The following is a 20,402-nucleotide window of genomic DNA, read 5'->3' as shown; positions in this document are numbered from 1 at the left end:
ACTTGTAGATAATGGTAAATAAGCAACCTTGATATGACAACTGAAGTAAAGGTGGGCTATAATGCTGCTGAAATGAAGAAAACAGTGAAAGAGATGCTTCGATATATGTCCGGTACTAGCTGGGAGCATGATGTTGTAATGACGCTTTCCGATTATCAGTAAGTATATGCCAGATTGTTTTTATTATTTTGTGGACTATGGATGTGAACCGAAGGATATGCGAGGAGTTGATTGCCGACTGAATATAGGGTGATATCGTATACATTTTATATTTTGTATAAGTTAGTTGATTGACTCGAACGATTTAAGCAAAAGAAAGCTTTGGTTGGTGTTTATATGTACCTTGTTTCGCAATCTGCCTTCTCCGTACGAATTATATCACAACTTATTCAGGATGAACTAGAAGTTTCTTAAATACTATTTCTCATGTGATAAGAATGAATTGCTGGATTAAATCCATAATCATTGATTTAACTTGATTTGTTCTTATAAAAAAAGATATCTATTTTATAAAGTGAATATCCTTTTTTGCAATATATATTCCAAAATAATAAAATCTGTTGAGGAATTGAGTGAGGATTGCTGGTGATAACTCTTTTTTTACTAACTTTTTGCTTTATATGTTTTTAATAATCAGTGATTTAATGTAGATATATAAAATTATTTATTTGAGGAATCATACCTCATATACTTGTCATTATGTCTTCATATACTTTTGCAAATGGAATCTGAAGTGAATGGCTTCATTCTTTCTGATAACCAGAAATATAAAAGTGAAATTAATATGGATGAAAAAAAGTTTAAAAATTTGTCATTTAATGACATGCCGCAAGCGGTTGAATTTCTTATTGATAGAATATTATCAATGAGTGAACAAATTGGAGTCATTTCGGAACAGATTGGTCATGCCATTCCCGATCAATGGATGACTATTGATGATTTGACGAAGTATTTGCCAGATCGTCCTTCTGCCCAAACTGTTTATACTTGGGTAGGACAAAAGTTGGTCCCTTATAATAAAGTGGGTAAACGTCTGTACTTTCTGAAGTCCGATATTGACAATTGGTTGAAAGATGGTCGTCGAAAGACGGCTGCTGAGATTGCTGTCGAAGCTACTGCTCGTTTTGAAAAGGATACTACTCCTAAAAAGAAATAAGATTCTATTTTTATTTGATAGATGTGACATATGAATAAGGTCGAGTATATTTTGAATGAATTGCCGAAACCTGTTGCGACTCTCTATGACTATATAAAAGAGAATCCGGGAGTTTGTTTGGACACCATAAAAGAAAATTCCGGATATAGTATTATAACTATCAGGAGGTTTATTAGAACTTTGATATCCGCTGAACTAGTAATCATTGATCCGTCAAGTAATCTGTATTATGTTATAAAGTGAATAGTGCGTATTGCAGGTTATTTATGCTTCGTTAAATTTGCGTATTGCAGAAAATATCATTGAATTTGCACATTAGTAAAATGATGAATTATTGAATGTCGAAATATTTGACGTAAATTGTACACCAAACAGCTTGCCTGGAAATAGTAGGTAGCAGGCATTAAGGCACTTCTGATAGAAGGTGCCCGACGAATAGGTAAGTCCACCCTTGTGGAGGAGTTCGCAAAAAATGAGTACTGGGGCTACCTTTTAATAGACTTCAATAAGGTGAGCGACTCGGTTATTTCAGTTTTCAACAATTACATGAATGATCTTGATACTTTTTTCTTGATTCTATCTTCGGAATACGGCGTGAAAATTTATCCGAAGGAATCTATTATCATATTTGATGAGATATTACAATTTCCGAAAGCCCGGCAAGCGATAAAGTATTTGGTGGCAGATGGGCGGTTCGACTATGTAGAGACAGGTTCGCTCATCTTCATAAAGGAAAATGCAAAAGATATAGCCATTCCCTCGGAAGAGAGAACACTATTTATGTACCCCATGAACTTCGAGGAGTTTGCTTGGCTAATGGACGAAGAACCATTGATAATATATATACGTCAATGTTTTGATAAAAAGGTACCTTTGGAGCAGGGATTTCATGCCAAAACCATGCTGTTGTTCCGGCAATATATGATTGTGGGTGGTATGCCGAAAAGCTTGTCAGCATATAGGTCTTTTAGTAAAGTTTCTATATTAGCTTAAATCGCTTTTGTATTCTTTCGGGCTTATGCCGGTATGTCGTTTGAAATATTTCCCGAAAAACGATTGGTCCGGAAAGTTCAGGGCTTCACTAACTTCTTTGACCGATAGGTTTGTGGTTCTCAAAAGAATACCTGCCTCGGTTACTATGTAGTTGTCTATCCATTCGGCAGCCGATTGCTGGCTGGTTTCTTTTATCAGATTGGAGAAGTACCTCGGTGTCATCTGAAAATGCTCCGCATAAAACTGTATGTTGCGTTCCTGTTTATAGTGGACTGCTACGAGCTTCAGAAACTCTTGGAATATCTTTTCTTTTTTCCCAGTGACCTGCATTGTGTTTATCACTCCAGTGTAGAGTTGGTATATCTCATATAATAATGTTGTAATCAAGGTTCGCACTATGATTTGATTGTGGGTAGTCTGAGGACTGTTAAACTTTTCACTGAAGATTTTTAGGTAAGATAGTAAGAAGTCTGATTGGTGGGGAGTAATCGGGATACAAGGTACTTCTTTGGCTGAGGTATAATAGGGTTTCATTTTTTCAACACCTCGTCGCGCTTCTTTCCAGAGCTTATCACTGATGATAAGGCTGTAGCCGGTAAAATCGGGTGATATGGATTTTATTCGTAGGATATGCTCGGGCAATAAGACAATAGCTTCGTCTATGGTAAAATGATAATCCTTCAGATTGATTTCAAGGTCGATGTATCCTTTCCTGCATATAAATAGTGCAGCAGAACAGGAGCGTATATGATAAGGTATCTGTGGAAAGGTTCCATCGCTTTCCCAGAATATCCATTCTTTATTTTCTTCAACCGCAAGGTGCTTTCGGAAAACAGAGTATAGGTCTACATTCATTTGCATAACGATTGCTATTTTTTACAAATATACAAGTAATTTGGATAGTTTCACTATATTATTATTCAAAAAATGTACGAAATGACCAGCCTGATGACTTTTAGACCTTTGTTAGCCTTTAGTAGACCTCTATCTTTGCACTGCAAAAATTAAAAGGATTATCAATTTAATAAAAAGGATAAGTATGAAAATAAAATTAATGGTGTTGGCAGTTCTGCTTTTACTAAGCAGTCAAATGGGATGGGCTCAGACTGATGCTTCGCGTTTTACCAAGGAAAAGAATAATCAGGTTAAAGAGTATCTTCCCTTTGATAATAAAGATGATTTCAGGGATGCCGGACGTGGGTTTATTGCTACAATCGACCAACCTGCGATTTTAAATACCGACGGATCAGTGGCTTTTGACTTGGATGGATGGAACTTCTTGAATAAGGATGCCCCGGCAACCGTCAATCCGAGTTTATGGCGGCAAAGCCAGTTGAACAAGACTCATGGCTTGTTCGAAGTACTTCCGGGCAAAATCTACCAGATACGCGGCTTTGATTTGGCTAACATGACCTTTGTCCGGACTGAGCAAGGTTGGGTGATAATAGATGTGGAAACGTCTAATGCCACAGCGAAAGCCGGATATGACCTAGTAAAAAAGCATCTGGGTGATTTGCCGGTGAAAGCTATAGTATTTACGCATCCGCATGTTGACCACTATGCAGGTGTAGAAGCAATTATAGAAGGAGCTCCTAACAAGGATATAGAAATTATTACTCCGAAAGGATTCTTTGAACATGCTATCAGTGAAAATGCCACTGCCGGTACCACTATGGGGCGTCGTGCCGTGTATATGTACGGTGCGCTGCTGCCTAAAGATGAGAAAGGAAGTGTCGGCAGCGGGCTTGGGCAAGTCAATGCTTACGGAAAACAGAGTAACGCGCTACCTACTATCGAAATAGCCCGAACCGGAGAGAAGTTGAACATCGACGGATTAGAGATGGAGTTTATTTTTGCCGAAGCTACGGAGGCTCCGACGGAGATTATGATTTACCTTCCTCAGTACAAAGCATTCTGTACGGCAGAAGAAATGAACCACACACTTCATAATCTGCTGACGTTGCGAGGAGCGCAAGTACGTAACGGGCGTAACTGGAGCAAAACCATCGATGAAGCGATCCGTCTCTATGGTGATAAAGTGGAAGTGTCGTTCGGTACTCACCACTGGCCTACATGGGGCAACCGGGAGATTGTAACCTTTTGGGAGAACCAGCGTGACCTTTATCGTTAGCTGCATGACCAAACGTTACATTTAGCAAACAAAGGATATACTCCTGTTGAAATAGCCGAGATGATTAAACTTCCGGAAAGTATTGATAAACAATTCTATAATCGGGGGTACTATGGGACGGTAAGTCATAACGTAAAGGCACAGTATCAGCTCTACTACGGTTGGTTTGATGGAAATCCGGCTAATCTGAATCCGCTTCCTCCCTCTGAGCAAGGTAAAAAATATGTGGAGCGATGGGAGGTACAAAAAGAGTGCTTGAAGTGGCCCGTGCATCTTACGATGCAGGTGAATATCGCTGGGTCGCAACTCTGTTGAATAATCTGGTTTTTGCCCAACCTGACAATGGGGAAGCCCGTGAACTACTGGCAAAAACATACGATCAACTGGGCTATCAGGCTGAAAGCGGTCCTTGGAGAAATTTCTATCTGACGGGAGCACTGGAATTGCGTCAGGGAGCTAACAAGGTGGTGTATCCTTTGAATGTGTCTGCCCAAGTGCTGGACATGACCGGACTTGAAGAATTGCTGGATCTACTTGCCGTACAAATTGACGGAGAGAAGGCTGCCGGAAAAGAGATGGCTATTAATTTGAACTTTAAGGATAGGGGAGAAAATGCTTCACTGATTCTTAAAAACGGGGCGCTTACAAATCGTATCGGATACCAGATACCGGATGCCACAGCAAACATAGCCATCGACAAAATAGACTTTATTAAAGTCATGCTCGGTGAAACGTCTCTTGAAGTATTGGTTCGGGAGAATAAAGCTGAGATAGAAGGAATGGTTACTATATTGTCAGACTTGAAGAGTGTGACTAGCCCAGCAGACAAATATTTCAATATCGTTGAGCCATGACCGATTGAACCTCTCATTAAATTAAACAACTAAAGAGTCTGCATTTACACAAGGCGCGTGTATTTGCAGATTTTTGCAGTTAAATCATTTTTTTTGTTACTATAAACTTTGATCTATGTTTATGCGCTAGAAACTATGTTGCTAAAACTTCTTGTTTTTTAAGTAAGTGAGGGAAAAATACTTCTTTCAAATTTAGGAATGGACTGCAAAAAACCAGCGGATATAATGTTTAAAATTAGTAAAATTGTAAAAAAATACAAATGTGAGGATTGAAAAACTAACTCACTTGATTCTTCTAAATTATAAAGAAACGTTTAAAATATATCGTTATCATAGGATTCCTCCCGGAGGGTGCAGTTGTAGGGGCTGTTTATATTTTTTCTCGTCTGAAATTATAGTGAAATCCTTAACTGTGATAGTTAGCTGGATTGCTTTGGTATATTTGAAATTTCAAAGTTGGAAATTAGGGAAAAAGATGGCAAAATAAGGGAACGTTTGATAAGGGAGGACAAAGAACGTATAATGGCGTGAAAGGAACAAATATGTTATTTCTATTTACACCCATTCGGGTATAAATAGATATGTGTATGAATAAAAATACCCCCGAAAGGGTATATGATTAATGTGAGGTTAAATATCTATCTCAGATATTTTTAATGTTATAATTACGATTCTGTTGAAAAAAGTATGCTCCATATCACAATTAGTAGATTTGGTAGAATTCCATAATATCGAGCATTCTAAATAGTGTTCCATTGATGTCGCTATGCCAACTTTGATGAAAGTGCCCATAGAACCAATGTGATACTGGGTGGCGATCAGCCTTTAGCCGATCATAAAGTCTATCCATTGTAGTCCGTTCAGAAGTTACATCGGATAGTAGATTTTTATCTGTTGCAGTCCACTCGTCTAGATTGTTCTTGATCAATAACTCGCAGAACGACGGGGCGGTATGTGTAATAGCTGTATCAACAGTATATTGGGCACTAATGGTAATCATTTTCTCCTTGTCGAATATCGGTGCCTCAGTGCTCCAATACAGATTTCTTGTTAGTTTATCCGCTTGACTATCAGAAACAGATCGCACCTGTCTTTTCTCCCATACCTGCAAGCGATATTGACGATCAATGGAAATGCCTCCCCCCACACATAATACGGTATGAGAGCAAGCTTGAAGGATAGTATAATCGGGTACGGCTATAAATCTCTTATGTCTGAAGGTGTAACCATCAAAATATGCCGGATTGTCATGGTTTCCACGAATGAACACTATCCAGTTGTTTGCTTCGTTCATGCGTTTGGTATTTCGTTTCACCATATTCTCGTAACTTTCTTGCTTTTCAAAGCCAAATCCACAATCGCCTGCCACAATCAGCACGGTATTTCTCATTTGGTATTGTATACAGAGTTTGAACACCAACTGATTGAAGTTACCATGAATATCGCCCGAAACCACTATGCCTTGGCTTCCGGAAAAGAAAGAGTAAAAATATTGCTATCATTCATATTCATGTTTCAAATTTTCCCAGTAAGGCTTTAATGTCGTTTGCAGGTAGCGAACTACATCTGAAAAAGACAATTCGCTTTTGCTTGTAATCTTACGAATGAAGGCTTTCCATCTGGCTTGCATTTCGGCATTGCCGGGATATTCTGCTTTGAAGAACATTGTATCAGTCTTATATTCGGTATGGCGATTCTCAAAAGTCCGTTTGGTAGCCTCTTTTAGTACCTCTACATCATACTGATTAGTAGATAAGATCTGATAAAGGTCGTAATAGTCCTTCATACGGCTACTTTGGTCTGCCAAGTCAATCACGGCGGGCATCTTTTCGGCAATAACAGTTTCTATAGAGTAAGCCAAAATATTGGCAACTGGAAGATGCTTGAGCAAGTTTGGATAATCTAGAGGTATTGCTTCGGGAGTAACCACATCACCGAACCCGATATCCATAGTCATTACCTGTACGATGGTATCCATTGTTACCGGAATGCTCAATCTGATGCCATGGTAGTCCTTGAATTCAGTTATATTTTGTGCCGTAATGTGAGAAAGGTCGAAATTTACACCGTCCTCTTCACAAGGAACAGCACAAATTTCTTTGAATACACTGATTATTTTTTTACCGTCGTTACTGATGTTAGCCCCCAAAAAATCAATATCTAATGTAGGACGAGCAGAGAAACGTTCGTATGCATACATAAGAGCTCCTCCTTTCAAATAGAAATTGTTTCTATAATGGGTTAATGAAATACGATAGAGCAACCGTTCTTGAAAATAACGGGTTAATATCGTTTGGAAAAATACTTTTTCCACTCTAGCAACATTGAGTAAGCGTGCTCTAATAGACTTTCCGTAGTTCTTTATATCATCGCTCATAGCTTTATCTCCAAGTATTTTTCAAGAGTCTTTGTTACACGTAGCTTGTTTGCATAGTCCATCAGTAGGGTTAGGTTTCGATTGGGAAGAGCCAAATAGCTGTTGACTACTTCAGAACAAACATCAATTCCAACCTTATTTCGGTATTTAATGGCATCGCAAACAGAGCGTTCCACATTATATACTTTAACTTTATAACCACTAACAAACTTCTCTTCCGTGCCAAGTTCTAGGATTGATTCGGTAAGGAAGTGAAGTGCAATTGGTGGATATTCCGGAAGGCGAATCTTTCTACCTCTTTTTATCGCTACATGATAGGCTTGAGGCAAAGAAGTTGTGAGCCCATGGATATTCCATGCGGAAAATAAGCATAGAATACCATCTGGTATCACGACTTCAAGGTCTATCATAGTATCGGCTAACTGTTCCATTGTGGCATACACACCACGACGAATACAGACCATATTGCCTTGACGGGCATCTTCAAGTATCTTGTAGTATGATCCGCGGCCCTTTTCCTTGGCTTCAGAAGAAGTGACGAATCGACTCCTATTTTTAGTTGTGTCCATATCAAATTTTATTTTATTGATGTACAAATGTACTACAAATAATCAAAAGTGTAGTGTGTTTGTACAAAGAACAACTATCTATAGCTCATATTTAACATTTGAAGACCTACTTTATATAATGCCTAAATTTTTTATATACTAAAGTATATACCACTCATCCTCACAAAATAGTTGTATAAAGATTTGGCTGTATCAGGAAATAACCTAACTTTCGCAAACTTTTTTGATGCTGAGAAAGCAAAATCGGAATGAAAAACACAGACCTACCACCTGTATATATTCCCTATTAGTTAAATTGATTTATATGCGTAGTGATATGCAGAAAGGGAAAAATATGATGAGTTTTAAGAAGTACAGTTCCATTGAGAATTCCTTCAACCGTCAGTTTATGGAGTGTGTGATGACAGAAATGCCAACGGACTTACAATATGTAATTCAAGAAAAGGTACATGGTGCCAATACGAGTTTCCTGTGCGATGGGGTAGAAGTCCTATTTGCTAAGCGTACATCCGTATTACTTCATAAATATCGTATCCAACGTGTCATAGGCAAGAAAAATCACTCAAATTTTTGCTATAACTTTGCGCCTAATTTTTTAAAATAATCAAAATTGGCCTTAAAGTACTATATTGTGTATTCAGACAGATGAAGTATTTTGATGCATTTGTTAAATATGAAAAGAGTAACAATCTTGTAAGGATAAAGATCTTTACTTTGTTTTTGCTGAAATTACTTGTAAATGGACTATTTTTGTTTCAACAAAAAAATAATTGATGGAACCTAATATTCTTGTAGACGACATATTTAATTCACATTATAAGTTTTACTCTTCGCTTCATAGTGAAACGATCAAGCAACAGGCGGGCCAGATGTGCCAGGTAGAAGCAGATTATCAGGGACGTGTTTTGTACGAGCTTATTCAGAATGCTGTTGACCGTGCCGAGCACCGTATAAAAATAGTTCTTGAGGGCAAAAGGTTATTGGTTGCTAATGACGGTCAATGGTTTACTTTCCGGCATAATTACGACTATCAGGGAGGAAGTGTGCCTCGTGGAGATTTTCAGGCACTATGTTCCATTTCTACCTCTGCCAAGGAAATGAAAAATAGCATTGGTAATAAAGGAGTAGGATTTAAGTCAACTTTCTCTGTCTCTGCAACAGGTTACGTAAATGTCCATACCTCGGGGCAAATCATTGGACATAATACTTTGGTCCCTATTTCGTTCAGACTCTATAATTTGTTTGATAACAAAGAAGAAGTGAGTCGGCTGCTACTTGCTGATGACATAAAAGAGTTTATTGCCAGAAATATAGATATTTCGCAAAAAGAGAACAGTCTTTGGGGAGTTCCCGGATACTATTTCCCTGTTCAAATACCTTTGTCCAAAGAAGATAAAATCAGTGATTGGTTTGCAGAGGGCTTTGTAACTGTTATTGAAATACCGGTGGAAAATTCTAAAGAAATAGCGAATCTGATTAAGGAGATACAAGAAAGCCATTTCAGATTTATCGCTACAAAGTATAGGAATAGACATCTCGATATTATTTTTGAGCAATCGGGCGAGCTTCCGAAAAACATGTCGACAGAAAGCGGCTGCCGTCTATTTTCTGCACAAGTCTTGCCAGAAGTGATGGATAAGGCAAAGGTCGCTGGTATAAAGTTGAGTACATCTGCCGTTTCTGTGTATTTCCGCAGTCATGAAGAGATAAAGTCATCTCCCGGGAGACTTTATAACTACTTGGCAACTAATTTGCCTTCGCCTTTTGAGGGAGTAGACTTTAATGCAGATTTTTATACGACAGTAGACCGAAAATCTATAAATATGGATGGTCCGGTAGGTGAATATAACAGAGAACTATTGAAAGCATGCTATCAGTTCTATTTTTTATTGTTGGCACCGGATATTACATTTACTAATCCTTGTATTGAGGTGCCTGAAAGTACGGGAGTTCTTGCTGGATCGGCAGAATTTCAATGGAAATGGATAAGGTATAATAATGGAAATGACAACCAATCACTGGAAATTTTGCGAGAGATATTGCATGTAGCTAATAGTGATAACTCGTACACTGTTGACATTATGTGTAAAATTGCTGCTCAGTATTTCTCAGTCCGGCAGGTGGATGAAGAGGGAGCGAGAATGTTCTTCGATGTAGTCATCCAGATAGCATGGAGTGTTATCCATTATTATAATTGTAGCAAGGATAGTAGTTATAAGTTCCTGAAAGAAGTGGGAAGATGGCTAAAAATCAATTCTGTCCAGGTTCTGCCAGATGCAGATATCAAAAGTGAAATTCTCTATCGTCGTAAAGATGAAAAGGGTGACATTACTCTTCCTGATGTTTTGGGTGTTAACATCACCTCTTTTGAAGTTGGTGATGATTCGATAAATAAAGGACTTGGAATTTCCAAATTCAATGAATACAGTGAAGTTTATAAATACTTCAAGCAATGCTCAAATGATGGACAAATAAACAGTGAACAAATTTCAGAAGGTGTCCAGCTTGATCTGTTCTCTGCCTTATGTGCGCTGATTCGTAACAGTAAAGAGCGTGAGCGATGTTCTGCTGACCGTATGAGACATTTTTATACGAGTCAGTCCAGAGAGAATTACAGGGTTGTCAACCAAGCTGCCTTTGCGTTATCAACTTTGTTCTATAAAACCGTAGATGGAAAGTACAAGCCTGGTCAATTGCTTCGTTGTAAGGATATAGACGCAGAGTTTTTAGGCCGTATATCAGGGAGTGATGACGAAAAAGAGATGTTATTAAAAATGACTGGTGTTTCGTTTCAAGAGAATTTCTTTTATGCTGATCGGCGTATATTTGATTCTTTGAGTGAGGGACTTGATTACCTCCCTGCATTGATTGATGTAAAAACGGATACAGACAAACTTCAAGGTAAGGATATACTAACCAATATCAATGTTTTCAGGTACAAAAACGGTAAATGGATAGATTTGCACCCTTCTGTGATTAACCCCCGTTACGATTTTCTTAAAAAAGTGCCTGAAGAATCTAAGTTGACAAAAGAGCTGGATAAATTACTTGTTCGTCAGTATGCCGATTTTCCTGACGAGTATGTGAATGTCTTGGTCAAACACATGAATGCTTGCTTAGTTGATTATGCCAGTGAAATCATACAGTTTTACCAACGGTATGCACCTGTATTATTCATAGATCGGAAACATTACCTCATTATGAAAGACAGGCAGTTAAGTTGGGCTGACAGAAAGGATTTCTTTGTAGTTGAAAGTAAATCTATGTTTGAGTTGTGGACTAGAAACATACCTGGCAAAGCAGTTCTGTGCTATACGGCTGCTGATGGAACCATGCCGCAGGCAATACGTCCGAGATTGATAAAACCAACGGTGAGTGATTGTTCCTTCAAAGTAGAAGGGCCTGATAATGAAGATCTGAAAAAGCGTCTATACCAGAAAATAATCTATCTGATTTATCTGGTTTCAAATCATGCACAGTCCGAAGTTAATTATTTGGATGATAACTGTAAACTGAAAGAGCTGCGTGATAAGTTACACTCTTTATGTATCAAGACAGGTAGTGGTCTCTCCCGTAAAGTAACTTTCGACGAAACGGAACTTAATAATCCGGTCGAGTATGCAATTAATGATTCCTGTCTGTATTTAGAAGCGGGATGCGATAAAGATGTGCAGGCAAGGGCTGTATCAAGATATTTGTTTAATAATACATCTGTTGCCGATTCTCTTGAGCTTGTGCTGTTTCATAAGACCGAAGAAGAGTTAAGACGTTCGATAGGTGGTCAAAACTTGAAAATGTTACATAAACTCTGGCAAGAAGATTATGAAACTAAGTGGAGGGCATTTGAAAATGAGCTGGAGCGTCGCTTTTCATGTCTGAACTTAAAAAATGATAGTAAATGGTTTTGTTTTGATGCGCAACATGCTAAGTAAAGTGGACGAAAATGGTATGTTGGAAGCGCTCCAAGAGGCTGTGAGAGTTCTTGTTACGGCTGAGCCTTATGAAGATTATTTCCCTGAGTTCCATTTGGAAATAGATTACGGATACGTACAATCTGAAGCAGACAAGCTTTTACAGGTACTCTCTCTTCATTATCTAGAAAAAGAAAGTGAACTTTTAGACCGCCTTAAAAATAGAAAAGGCAGATTGTCTAATCCTGAATTTGTTGCTGGTGAGATAGAAAGACTGAAAAAACAATATAATGATTTTGAAGAGAAATATTTGGGTATAAATAAGCCGGACAAAGATTATGAGAAGGAGGGTAGGATAGAAGCTATTTATCGGAAGTATACAGGACTACCGCCAATTGATTGCGTATCCGTAGAGTTACCGGTGGATGGAGAACTGGAAGAGAAGCGCCCCGAACATACGGGAAATATCTATCATGATGAAAAGATCGGTAAGGATAAAGGAGAGCAATGTCATGTAACTGGCGTACAAGGTGAAGAGTTGGTATTGGTTGAATGTATCCGACGTTTTATTAAGGAATGTCCCGGTAAAGAAGAACAGGCGAGGGCTATTTGTCGCATAGAAGCTTTTATAAGAGAATATACGAATACTCCAATACAATCAAAAGTAGTAGAGGAGTGTTATAAGGTAGCTGGGACGTCGGGCATTACTCGTGCGTTGATTTCTTTATGTTATTATGCAATGGATCATGAATATGCTCCATTCGATTTGGTATGCTTTGTTGACGGAATACCTAAAGTGATTGAAGTAAAATCAACATCAGGACATTCAAGGCAGTTCTCTATTTCGCAACGGGAGGTAGCTTTTGCTTGTAAGTTAGAGAGTAGTTATGAGTTGACCAGAGTTGTTGACGGAAAAATTCTATTTATGGGTAATCCTTTTCCTCAATTGGCTGATAAACTGATCGAGATAGGCAGTGAGAAGTTTAATATTCGAGCGAAAGGCTATTTGTTTGAACTAAAAAACGAATAGAACTTTATTTATTTCTATAAACCTTATTTTTTTATTAAATAGCGCAATATATTGCGTATTGTATTTGCTTTATAACTATTAGATAGCTATATTTGCATCAAATACGCATTATATTGCACTATGAATATAGGAATCATAATAAAAGAAAGGCGTAATGTTTTAAACATTACTCAGGAATATCTCTCGGATATGTCTGGGGTGGGATTGAGGACCATTGGACAAATAGAAAAGGGACAAGGGAATCCTTCATTGGCTACTCTTTCTAAAATTGCAGATATTTTAGGAATGGAAGTCGTTCTACAACTAAAAAAGGCGGGTGTTAAATGAGAAAAGCTGAAGTTTATGAAAGCCATATTTTGGCAGGAATATTGGAACAGACGGATGAAGGAGAATTCGTATTCCGTTATGATGATCGTTACTTTGCTGATACTGGTAAAAGGGCTATATCCTTGACTCTACCTAAACTAAAACAGGAGTATCGAAGCCCGGTCTTGTTTCCATTCTTCTTTAATATGCTTTCTGAGGGTGCAAACAAGCGTATTCAGTGTCTGGAGTATAAAATTGATGAGCATGATCATTTTGGTTTATTGCTGGCTACTGCAGGCAAAGATACGATAGGGACTGTTACTCTAAAAAAAATAGATTGATATGAAAAAAATAACTTGCTGCCCTTCTACTTTAGCTGACGGTTTTACAACATACAGCCCTTCAGCTTGTAAGAAACTTTTTGCCGGGAAGAAAGTCAGCCATGTGATGAATTTCAGCTATGATGATGACCAGTATGCTGCCATAGCAGAAAATACTGTGCGTATATCTGTTTCTGGCGTACAGGAAAAGATGTCTGCAGTCGAAGAAAACGGTAGTATAAGATTGGCGGTTGAAAATGAGCAAGCCCGATATATTATTAAGCCTGCTCCGGAAAATAAGGCATTACGGGATAGAAAACAAATCCCTGCCAACGAACATTTGACTATGCAAATAGCCCGTCAGATTTACCGGATTCCAACAGCAGAAAACGGAGTTATATTCTTTTCTGACGGTACGCCAGCTTATATTACCAAACGTTTTGATATCCTTGACGATGGATCGAAGGCGCCACAGGAAGATTTTGCATCATTAATACAAAAAACATCGGAAACTCATGGTGCGGACTTTAAATATACAGGTAGCTATGAAGATATTGCATTGAAAATAAAAGAGCTGGTTCCTGCCTGGCAAGTAGAGATGGGGAAATTTTTCTCTCTTATATTGTTCAATTATCTATTTTCTAATGGGGATGCGCACTTAAAGAATTTCTCATTGCAGCAATCTAAAGACGGGGACTATTTACTGTCGCCGGCGTATGATCTAATGAATACTTCTTTGCATACGAATGATAGTGATTTTGCTCTGGAAGACGGACTCTCTGTTACATTAGAGAAATCAGATATTTATGAGAGTAAAGGGCATCCATGCCAGGAAGATTTTGTTCACTTCGGAAAAAAGATAGGATTATCAGATAAACAGATAGATAAATTGATCTCACCTTTCTTGGTTGAGCAACCCAAAGTATTGGAGCTTATTAATAACAGTTTTCTTGAAGAAAAACAAAAGCGGATATATTTGAGTAGCTATAAAGAACGATTAAGCAGGTTACAGAGAAAATCAATCTCCGAATAATCAGTAATGGACTGTTATTATTGTTAGAAGAAAATGCTATTTCAATCCTTTTTCGTATTCTCATTAGAACTAGTTTGTAAAACTCAATAAATTTTGCGAATATTGTATTTAGCTATTAGAGAACTTGACAATCCAGCTAGGAAATGATTTGTAATATATAGAGTTTACTAAACTCTCTTCCTGGTAAGTAAATTAATTATCAGGGGTTACGCCTGTACCTATATGTATCATCTATTTATGTTCTATTTCCACATTTTTAGCTTTAATACGCACAATAAGTTATGCATAATTTGGACGTTATAAAACTATATTTTAGGGGTGAGTTCAAAATATTCTCTTACCATTCCAGGCTCTCCAAATTCTCCATTCCTTCTATATGCTGAAAATTTATTTTCTGTGAGTTCATCTATATCCCAATAGCTATTATGACCCAAATAGATTACACCAAAACTAGGAGCAGAGAAAGTCCATGAACCATTAACTGTACTTTGTTGTTCTTTTCCATCTTTATCTGTAGTTATTAAGGTTCTTGCATATGTCCCATTGTTAGAAAACGTATATACGTTTTGATAGCTGACTCCCTTATCATTAGTTGTCTTCTTACTAATCCAAGTAATATCACAAATCAAACTGATTATACTATTTTCACTTTCTGTATATTGGTTTTCTTTTTATATTTATTGATATTGTGATATGTTTATGGATGTTTTTACCTTAAAATAATTATCTTTGCCCCAGTGATTTATATCTAGTGTGATAAATAGAGATTCATTATAGAATAAATGAGTCTATAATATTGATTTATTGTAATTTACAGGAAACGAACAGTTGTCGTTATAGCGATATAGTGTGATATATTTATCGAATATTTGTCACATTATTGTCACGTGTACTGTGCAAGTGATTGATAATCAGCTATTGTTGCTTTTGAAGAAGTCAAATGATTCCGATAAGTAAACAATAATAAACAATAAGCAAAAGCGTGCAGCTCAATGGGGTGCGCGCTTTCTGCGTTTAGCAATAATGGCTAATGGCATCAAGATGGCTATGGCGTAAAGTGCATTAGCCCGTGTCTTAGTGCTGACCTGCGGCAAAGATGCAAATAGAAAGGCGATAAGCAGAACGGCAATAATGGGCGAGTGGTATGAATGGAAATCCCATAGGTTTATTGTTCTGTTTGAGAGTTAATGATGATGCGCCAGTAGCCAGTTTTATCAGAACCTTCATGAGTCAAAATTCCCATATCCCTAAGGCTCTTGATGTTTTTTTCTATAGTGCGTTTAGTTACACCAACCTTGTTAGCTATATTATCGGCTGTGATTGATGGGCAAGAAATAACGAGGTCGATTATCTTTTGTGCAGTTTTACTAACTTTCTTCGGCGTTTCCGATGTGTCTCCGAACTTATCCGCATTTACACCGAATATTTTCTCCGAACTTTTTTCGTTTACAAGGTACTTGATGGTACTATTTACTCTGTCGGCCACTTTCTCAACAGGTATTCTTCCGTTTTTATCCCAGTCCAGATTATAAAAGGTCGTGAAGAAAGAAGTTTGGACAGCTATTTTTATTTTAGATTTTCAATGGGTTGGTATAACCATTTGGGAAACAAATATTTAATGTGGTATTTTAGAAATAGCGATAACGATTGGTAATTGTGCGATTTTCAGCGGTTTGTGATGCTTCTCTGTTAAATAATTTTCTTTGATGTAAAGGTAGAACAATTTTTTGATGTACAATGATAGGGGATAGAAAATATTACACATTTTGAGCAAAACAATAGTCCAAAAGTCAAAGAGACAAATGGGCTACTAAAGTTAGTTTTAATAGTTATTCTACCTCAAAAGCATTTTTGAGGAATATCTCAATCTTATTGAAAGGAATTGCATCCAGATTATCATATAAGTCGGTATGGTTCGCACCGGGGATAATCAGCAGTTCTTTGTTCGTTCCTGTCAGCCGCTTATAGGCATCTTCGCTGAAATAACGGGAATGTGCCTTTTCACCGTGTATCAGCTGTACGGCACTGCGGATTTCGTCTATATATGTGAGAACCGGCATATTGACGAATGACAGGATGGCAGTCTTGTTAATCCCCTCATTGGAATTGGGGGAGCGGCGATGATAGCCCCGCTTCGTTTTGTAGTAATCTCAATATTGGTGTACGAAGAGCGGTGCGTCGGCAGGTACAGGGGCTACGACACCACCGTCACGTTGATAATTACCATTCTGATAATCTTTCGTGCTGCCGACAACAATCCATGATATTTCTAAAAAATGCAATGTATCCAGATAGGTTTGAGAAACTTGTTCACTGACAATGCAAAGCACAGGATGTCCGTCTGATGTATTGGCTTGCCAACTCAATTTCCCGTAGGTGTCAACGACAATCGTATATTCATCGGATGAACGTGCGATGTGTATTGATTCTTGAAGAACAGGCTGTTCTCCTATTCTGTCGCTCTCCTCCTTGACAGCCGGACATTCAAGAGCAGCGGTCACTCTACCCGATAGTTTGGAGCAAAGTCCAAATTTATCCAATGCAACTTCATATTCGTCTGTGCTTAATTGCCCAACCATAGGGCAATCTATCCGACCATCAATAGAGGTCATCATATGAACAATGATATAAGGTTTCATATTTTAAATAGTTTTTAATTTACTTAGCTTCAATCTTTTTGATAAATCGGGCCGGATTGCCTGCAACCACTGTCATAGGCGGTACATCCTTCGTTACGACACTGCCGGCTCCGACAATTGCGCCGTAGCCGATACGTACACCCGGAAGAATGGTCGAATTGATGCCTATCCATGCCTTGTCCCCGATGACGATCGGACGACCATAGGTCGCACTGCGGTTCTCCGGTTTCGGGTCATGATTGATTGTAATCAGATTGACTTTTGGACCGATGAATACATCGTTGCCGATTGTGATACCGCCACGACCGAAGAATGTGCAACATTGCTGGATAAAACATCCCTTTCCGATAGTAATAGGTTTACCATAATCAACATAAAGCGGTGGCAATACTGTAGTACTTTCTTCGAGCGGTTTGCCGAGAATCCGTCCCATATAATCATGTACTTCTTCAGGGGTGCGGTAATCCGTATTCATCTCGGTAGCAGTCTTGATAGTAGCGAAAATGTCGGCACTCAATGCTTCATAACCCGGTTCGCTCGGCGAAACCATTTTGCCCGACAAATCTTTTTCAAAAATATCCTTCATTTATTATTCCTTATTTAATGGTGATACCTCCGTCTACAATTAAACCATGTCCATTCATATATGTCACCTGCGGACTGCACAGCCACAATACTGCATCAGCGATTTCCTCAGGTTTCCCAAAACGTCCGTTCGGAATCTCCTTTGTGAAAGCACTTTCTAACTGTGGGTTGCAGCTTATCAACTCATCCACTATTGCAGTCTGTATAACTCCCGGACATACGGCATTGATGCGAATGCCTTTTGCTGCATAATCAATTGCGGCAGTTTTTGTTAATCCGAGAACAGCGTGTTTGCAAGCTATATAGGCAGCCTGTCCGGGAAAGCCGACCACGTCTTCAGCCGATACGGTGTTGACGATGGTTCCGCTTCCTTGTTTCAGTATCAACAGAATTTCATAACGCATACAATTCCATACTCCTTTCAGGTCTACAGCCACTGTGCGGTCGAACTCGTCATCGGTAATTTCTGCCATCGGGCGTTGCGGAGTTTGTATTCCGGCATTGTTAAGAGCTGCATCCAAACGCCCGTAAGTGGACATAATCCAATCAATCATTTCTTTCACCGCCTGTGTGTCGGACACATTAAGACGATAAGTTGTCGCTTTGTACCCTTCAGCGATCAATTTTTCTGCCTGTACTTTCGGTTCGTTAATATCTGACAAAACGGTAATATAGCCTGCACGGGCAAACGCTTCAGCACAAGCAAGGCCGATTCCCATTCCTGCACCAGTCACCAAAGCCACTTTTTCTTCCATTGTTTTTGTTTCTGCCATAATTATCTAATTTTATCTGTTATAAGTTCTAATTGTTTTCTGATGCAAAGGTAAGAGGGTTATGGCATTATGACTTTGTTGTGTGGTTCAAAGTGTTTTGTTAGGAAGTCCATGAATAAAAAAGTCCCGCAATCTATGCGAGACTCATTTCATGTTGCAGTTTCCCTGTAGGAGGAATACCATATTTTTCTTTATAAATCTTCGAGAAGTGTGAAAGATTCTTGAATCCGACCTCAAAACAAATCTCAGACACTTTGCGCTCGCCTTTTCGTATCAACTCGTGAGCGGCTTCGAGACGGCGGTGGATTAGCCACTCTCGCGGTGAAAGCGAGCTGCATTTTTTAAAATCGCGTTTGAATGTGGAAAGGCTACGACCTGTATAGTTGGCTATTTCTTCCATTGAAATGTCATTCATGTAATTGCTCTCCAAAAAATTCAGGATGTCAATTTTCCAAGGGTCAGTAAAGTCAAAAACCGAAGCATATAGATTCTTGTTTGTTTTGAGCAACACATATATTCCCTCAACCATTTTCAGTTGCAACAGTTCATCTGTCGGTTGAATATCCGAATCGAAATAAGGTGTCATGGATTCGAACAGGCTTATGATGTCGGGACGGTTGGGCGGTAACTTATAGAGACTTACTTTCTCTCTTTTGGCATCCTTTGGGATTAAGTTCGGTTCTATCTTGTTGTAGAAGCTACGCAGGAATTTCGGCGTAAACATTAGAAAAATAGCTTTAAACTGCTCTCCGTTCCACGCCTGCTTTGTCATCCTGACGCTGAAATCCTTACGAATAAAGGCACAGTCGCCTCTATGCAGCCTTGTGGTTTTGCCTTTTTCTTCAATTGCCATTTCACCGGAATAAATATAAACCAGCACATGAGAATGGTTCCGGTGTGTGCAACTCATTCCTCCATCAAAATACATCGCAAAAAAGATGTCTGAATAACGTAGTGTATTGATTCCGTCTGTCATTTCCTTTATTTGATTATAACTATGATTTCTTTTGCAAAGATAGCTCTTTTCAAAAGGAATCATTTTGTTGTATGGTTCAAAATAACAAGAAAGGTATAGCTTTTTGACTCAAAGGCTTCGTCCTTTTTTATGTGGTTGTAGCGGTTGCCTGGTAGTTCAGGAATTAATCTATCAAAAAATGGAAATAGGATTTTTCGGAGAGTTCAATTGGTGTTAAATTATGCTCCTTGTGTATTTGTTCCCATTCTTTTCTTATAGGCAGAGCCTCTTTATTTTACCAACTTCTTTGTCAATCTGAATGAAGTAGTTATTTAGGGTATTTATTGGATGAACCTACAATCATTCTGCCCTCCCGCAAAAAGCAAAAGCTGATGAAATGGCAAATTATCATTTTGTATTTTCTGATGCACGTAGAATCAAATTTCTTCATATAAGCGGAGGGATAAACGGAAAGAATTTGTGGAATTGCCATTAGAAAAATTCAAGTAGAAAGAATACAAGATGAAATTATACCAAAGAGAAAGAGAACATCTCAACATCGGAGTAAAATAATGAAAAAGTGTCCAATAAACAATCTTTTTCATGCTTGCGGTTTTTCCCGTAAATGCAAGCAAGTAGAGAGAAAAACAGTCTCCAGTCACCCTATTTCCCCTTCAAATAGATGTCGATGGCACGAAATAAAAGTGTCTCCGGTAAGAAGTTAACTTCATACTTGCAAAGAACTAACTTTTTGCAAACAGAAAGGTAAC

The 20,402-nt window shown here is 38.3% G+C and carries 19 protein-coding genes and 4 pseudogenes; 12 read left to right on the top strand and 11 right to left on the bottom strand.

Annotation, left to right across the window (positions count from 1 at the left end; all coding sequences use genetic code 11):
• Nucleotides 1–33 precede the first annotated feature (33 nt).
• The 3 genes from QK890_RS06355 to QK890_RS06345 all read left to right on the top strand — a co-directional run bounded on the left by QK890_RS06355 (nt 34) and on the right by QK890_RS06345 (nt 2,149).
• Nucleotides 34–162 carry a hypothetical protein gene (locus QK890_RS06355; RefSeq protein WP_255580122.1) on the top strand — a complete coding sequence of 43 codons (129 nt, stop codon included), beginning with the start codon at nt 34–36 and terminating at the stop codon, nt 160–162.
• A gap of 559 nt (nt 163–721) precedes the next feature.
• On the top strand, nt 722–1,156 hold the full coding sequence (locus tag QK890_RS06350; protein WP_137570013.1) for a helix-turn-helix domain-containing protein: 435 nt from the start codon (nt 722–724) through the stop codon (nt 1,154–1,156).
• Nucleotides 1,157–1,558: 402 nt separating this feature from the next.
• Nucleotides 1,559–2,149 (top strand): AAA family ATPase, encoded by a 591-nt coding sequence (locus tag QK890_RS06345; protein WP_317473663.1) that lies wholly within the window; start codon nt 1,559–1,561, stop codon nt 2,147–2,149.
• Here the strand turns inward: QK890_RS06345 and QK890_RS06340 are convergent.
• Nucleotides 2,141–3,010 carry an AraC family transcriptional regulator gene (locus tag QK890_RS06340; RefSeq protein ID WP_032540717.1) on the bottom strand — a complete coding sequence of 290 codons (870 nt, stop codon included), beginning with the start codon at nt 3,008–3,010 and terminating at the stop codon, nt 2,141–2,143. The two genes, QK890_RS06345 and QK890_RS06340, sit on opposite strands and share 9 nt — an antisense overlap.
• Before the next feature lie 178 nt (nt 3,011–3,188).
• Here QK890_RS06340 and QK890_RS06335 point away from each other — a divergent pair, with 178 nt between their 5' ends.
• The 3 genes and pseudogenes from QK890_RS06335 to QK890_RS06325 all read left to right on the top strand — a co-directional run bounded on the left by QK890_RS06335 (nt 3,189) and on the right by QK890_RS06325 (nt 5,134).
• Nucleotides 3,189–4,280 (top strand): MBL fold metallo-hydrolase, encoded by a 1,092-nt coding sequence (locus QK890_RS06335; protein WP_233481271.1) that lies wholly within the window; start codon nt 3,189–3,191, stop codon nt 4,278–4,280.
• Between the two features lie 60 nt (nt 4,281–4,340).
• Nucleotides 4,341–4,675 (top strand): annotated as a pseudogene (locus tag QK890_RS06330) (alkyl sulfatase dimerization domain-containing protein); the annotation flags it as partial.
• 108 nt (nt 4,676–4,783) lie between these two features.
• Nucleotides 4,784–5,134 (top strand): alkyl sulfatase C-terminal domain-containing protein, encoded by a 351-nt coding sequence (locus QK890_RS06325; protein WP_233481289.1) that lies wholly within the window; start codon nt 4,784–4,786, stop codon nt 5,132–5,134.
• Nucleotides 5,135–5,837: 703 nt separating this feature from the next.
• Here QK890_RS06325 and QK890_RS06320 read toward each other — a convergent pair.
• The 3 genes from QK890_RS06320 to QK890_RS06310 form a co-directional block, all read right to left on the bottom strand.
• Nucleotides 5,838–6,551, bottom strand: coding sequence for a metallophosphoesterase (locus QK890_RS06320; protein WP_234218715.1), 714 nt, complete (start codon nt 6,549–6,551; stop codon nt 5,838–5,840).
• 81 nt (nt 6,552–6,632) lie between these two features.
• A complete protein-coding gene (locus QK890_RS06315; protein ID WP_032540716.1) occupies nt 6,633–7,511 on the bottom strand; it encodes a nucleotidyl transferase AbiEii/AbiGii toxin family protein in 879 nt (292 codons plus the stop codon).
• Nucleotides 7,508–8,080: a hypothetical protein gene (locus tag QK890_RS06310; protein ID WP_050550275.1), complete on the bottom strand. Its 573-nt coding sequence runs from the start codon at nt 8,078–8,080 to the stop codon at nt 7,508–7,510. Before QK890_RS06310 ends, QK890_RS06315 begins: the two co-directional genes overlap by 4 nt.
• A 304-nt stretch (nt 8,081–8,384) precedes the next feature.
• Here QK890_RS06310 and QK890_RS06305 point away from each other — a divergent pair, with 304 nt between their 5' ends.
• The 6 genes from QK890_RS06305 (at nt 8,385) to QK890_RS06280 (ending at nt 14,680) form a co-directional block, all read left to right on the top strand.
• Nucleotides 8,385–8,684, top strand: a complete 300-nt coding sequence (locus tag QK890_RS06305; RefSeq protein WP_137570014.1) for a hypothetical protein — start codon at nt 8,385–8,387, stop codon at nt 8,682–8,684.
• Between the two features lie 169 nt (nt 8,685–8,853).
• Nucleotides 8,854–12,012, top strand: a complete 3,159-nt coding sequence (locus QK890_RS06300) for a hypothetical protein (protein ID WP_367627252.1) — start codon at nt 8,854–8,856, stop codon at nt 12,010–12,012.
• Nucleotides 11,969–13,021: a DUF3883 domain-containing protein gene (locus tag QK890_RS06295; protein WP_080715619.1), complete on the top strand. Its 1,053-nt coding sequence runs from the start codon at nt 11,969–11,971 to the stop codon at nt 13,019–13,021. Before QK890_RS06300 ends, QK890_RS06295 begins: the two co-directional genes overlap by 44 nt.
• Nucleotides 13,022–13,141: 120 nt before the next feature.
• On the top strand, nt 13,142–13,348 hold the full coding sequence (locus QK890_RS06290; protein ID WP_032540712.1) for a helix-turn-helix domain-containing protein: 207 nt from the start codon (nt 13,142–13,144) through the stop codon (nt 13,346–13,348).
• The gene (locus QK890_RS06285) at nt 13,345–13,668 is read left to right on the top strand and encodes a HipA N-terminal domain-containing protein (protein WP_032540711.1); all 324 of its coding nucleotides are present in this window, start codon (nt 13,345–13,347) and stop codon (nt 13,666–13,668) included. Before QK890_RS06290 ends, QK890_RS06285 begins: the two co-directional genes overlap by 4 nt.
• Nucleotide 13,669: 1 nt before the next feature.
• Nucleotides 13,670–14,680 (top strand): type II toxin-antitoxin system HipA family toxin, encoded by a 1,011-nt coding sequence (locus QK890_RS06280; protein ID WP_032540710.1) that lies wholly within the window; start codon nt 13,670–13,672, stop codon nt 14,678–14,680.
• 305 nt (nt 14,681–14,985) lie between these two features.
• On the opposite strand, the gene QK890_RS06275 is transcribed toward QK890_RS06280, so the two are convergent.
• The 7 genes and pseudogenes from QK890_RS06275 to QK890_RS06245 all read right to left on the bottom strand — a co-directional run bounded on the left by QK890_RS06275 (nt 14,986) and on the right by QK890_RS06245 (nt 19,653).
• Nucleotides 14,986–15,309: a hypothetical protein gene (locus QK890_RS06275; RefSeq protein WP_050550273.1), complete on the bottom strand. Its 324-nt coding sequence runs from the start codon at nt 15,307–15,309 to the stop codon at nt 14,986–14,988.
• Between the two features lie 536 nt (nt 15,310–15,845).
• Nucleotides 15,846–16,232 (bottom strand): annotated as a pseudogene (locus QK890_RS06270) (winged helix-turn-helix transcriptional regulator); the annotation flags it as partial.
• Nucleotides 16,233–16,509: 277 nt separating this feature from the next.
• Nucleotides 16,510–16,923 (bottom strand): annotated as a pseudogene (locus QK890_RS06265) (alpha/beta hydrolase); the annotation flags it as partial.
• A pseudogene (locus QK890_RS06260) lies at nt 16,918–17,319 on the bottom strand (5-amino-6-(5-phosphoribosylamino)uracil reductase); the annotation flags it as partial. The pseudogenes QK890_RS06260 and QK890_RS06265, both read right to left, overlap by 6 nt.
• Nucleotides 17,320–17,338: 19 nt before the next feature.
• Entirely contained in the window at nt 17,339–17,905 is a 567-nt protein-coding gene (locus QK890_RS06255; RefSeq protein ID WP_032540708.1) for a sugar O-acetyltransferase, read from the bottom strand.
• Nucleotides 17,906–17,915: 10 nt separating this feature from the next.
• Complete coding sequence (locus tag QK890_RS06250; RefSeq protein WP_367627251.1) at nt 17,916–18,677, bottom strand: SDR family NAD(P)-dependent oxidoreductase; 762 nt, start codon at nt 18,675–18,677, stop codon at nt 17,916–17,918.
• A 133-nt stretch (nt 18,678–18,810) separates the two neighbouring features.
• Complete coding sequence (locus QK890_RS06245) at nt 18,811–19,653, bottom strand: AraC family transcriptional regulator (protein WP_032540734.1); 843 nt, start codon at nt 19,651–19,653, stop codon at nt 18,811–18,813.
• Nucleotides 19,654–20,402: the final 749 nt, after the last annotated feature.

The organism is Bacteroides sp. NGMCC 1.200775, assembly GCF_040798045.1.
GTDB classification, from domain to species: Bacteria; Bacteroidota; Bacteroidia; order Bacteroidales; family Bacteroidaceae; genus Bacteroides; species Bacteroides hominis.
The sequence above is the reverse complement of the archived record's forward strand: the minus strand, read 5'-3'. Positions and strand labels throughout refer to the sequence as shown.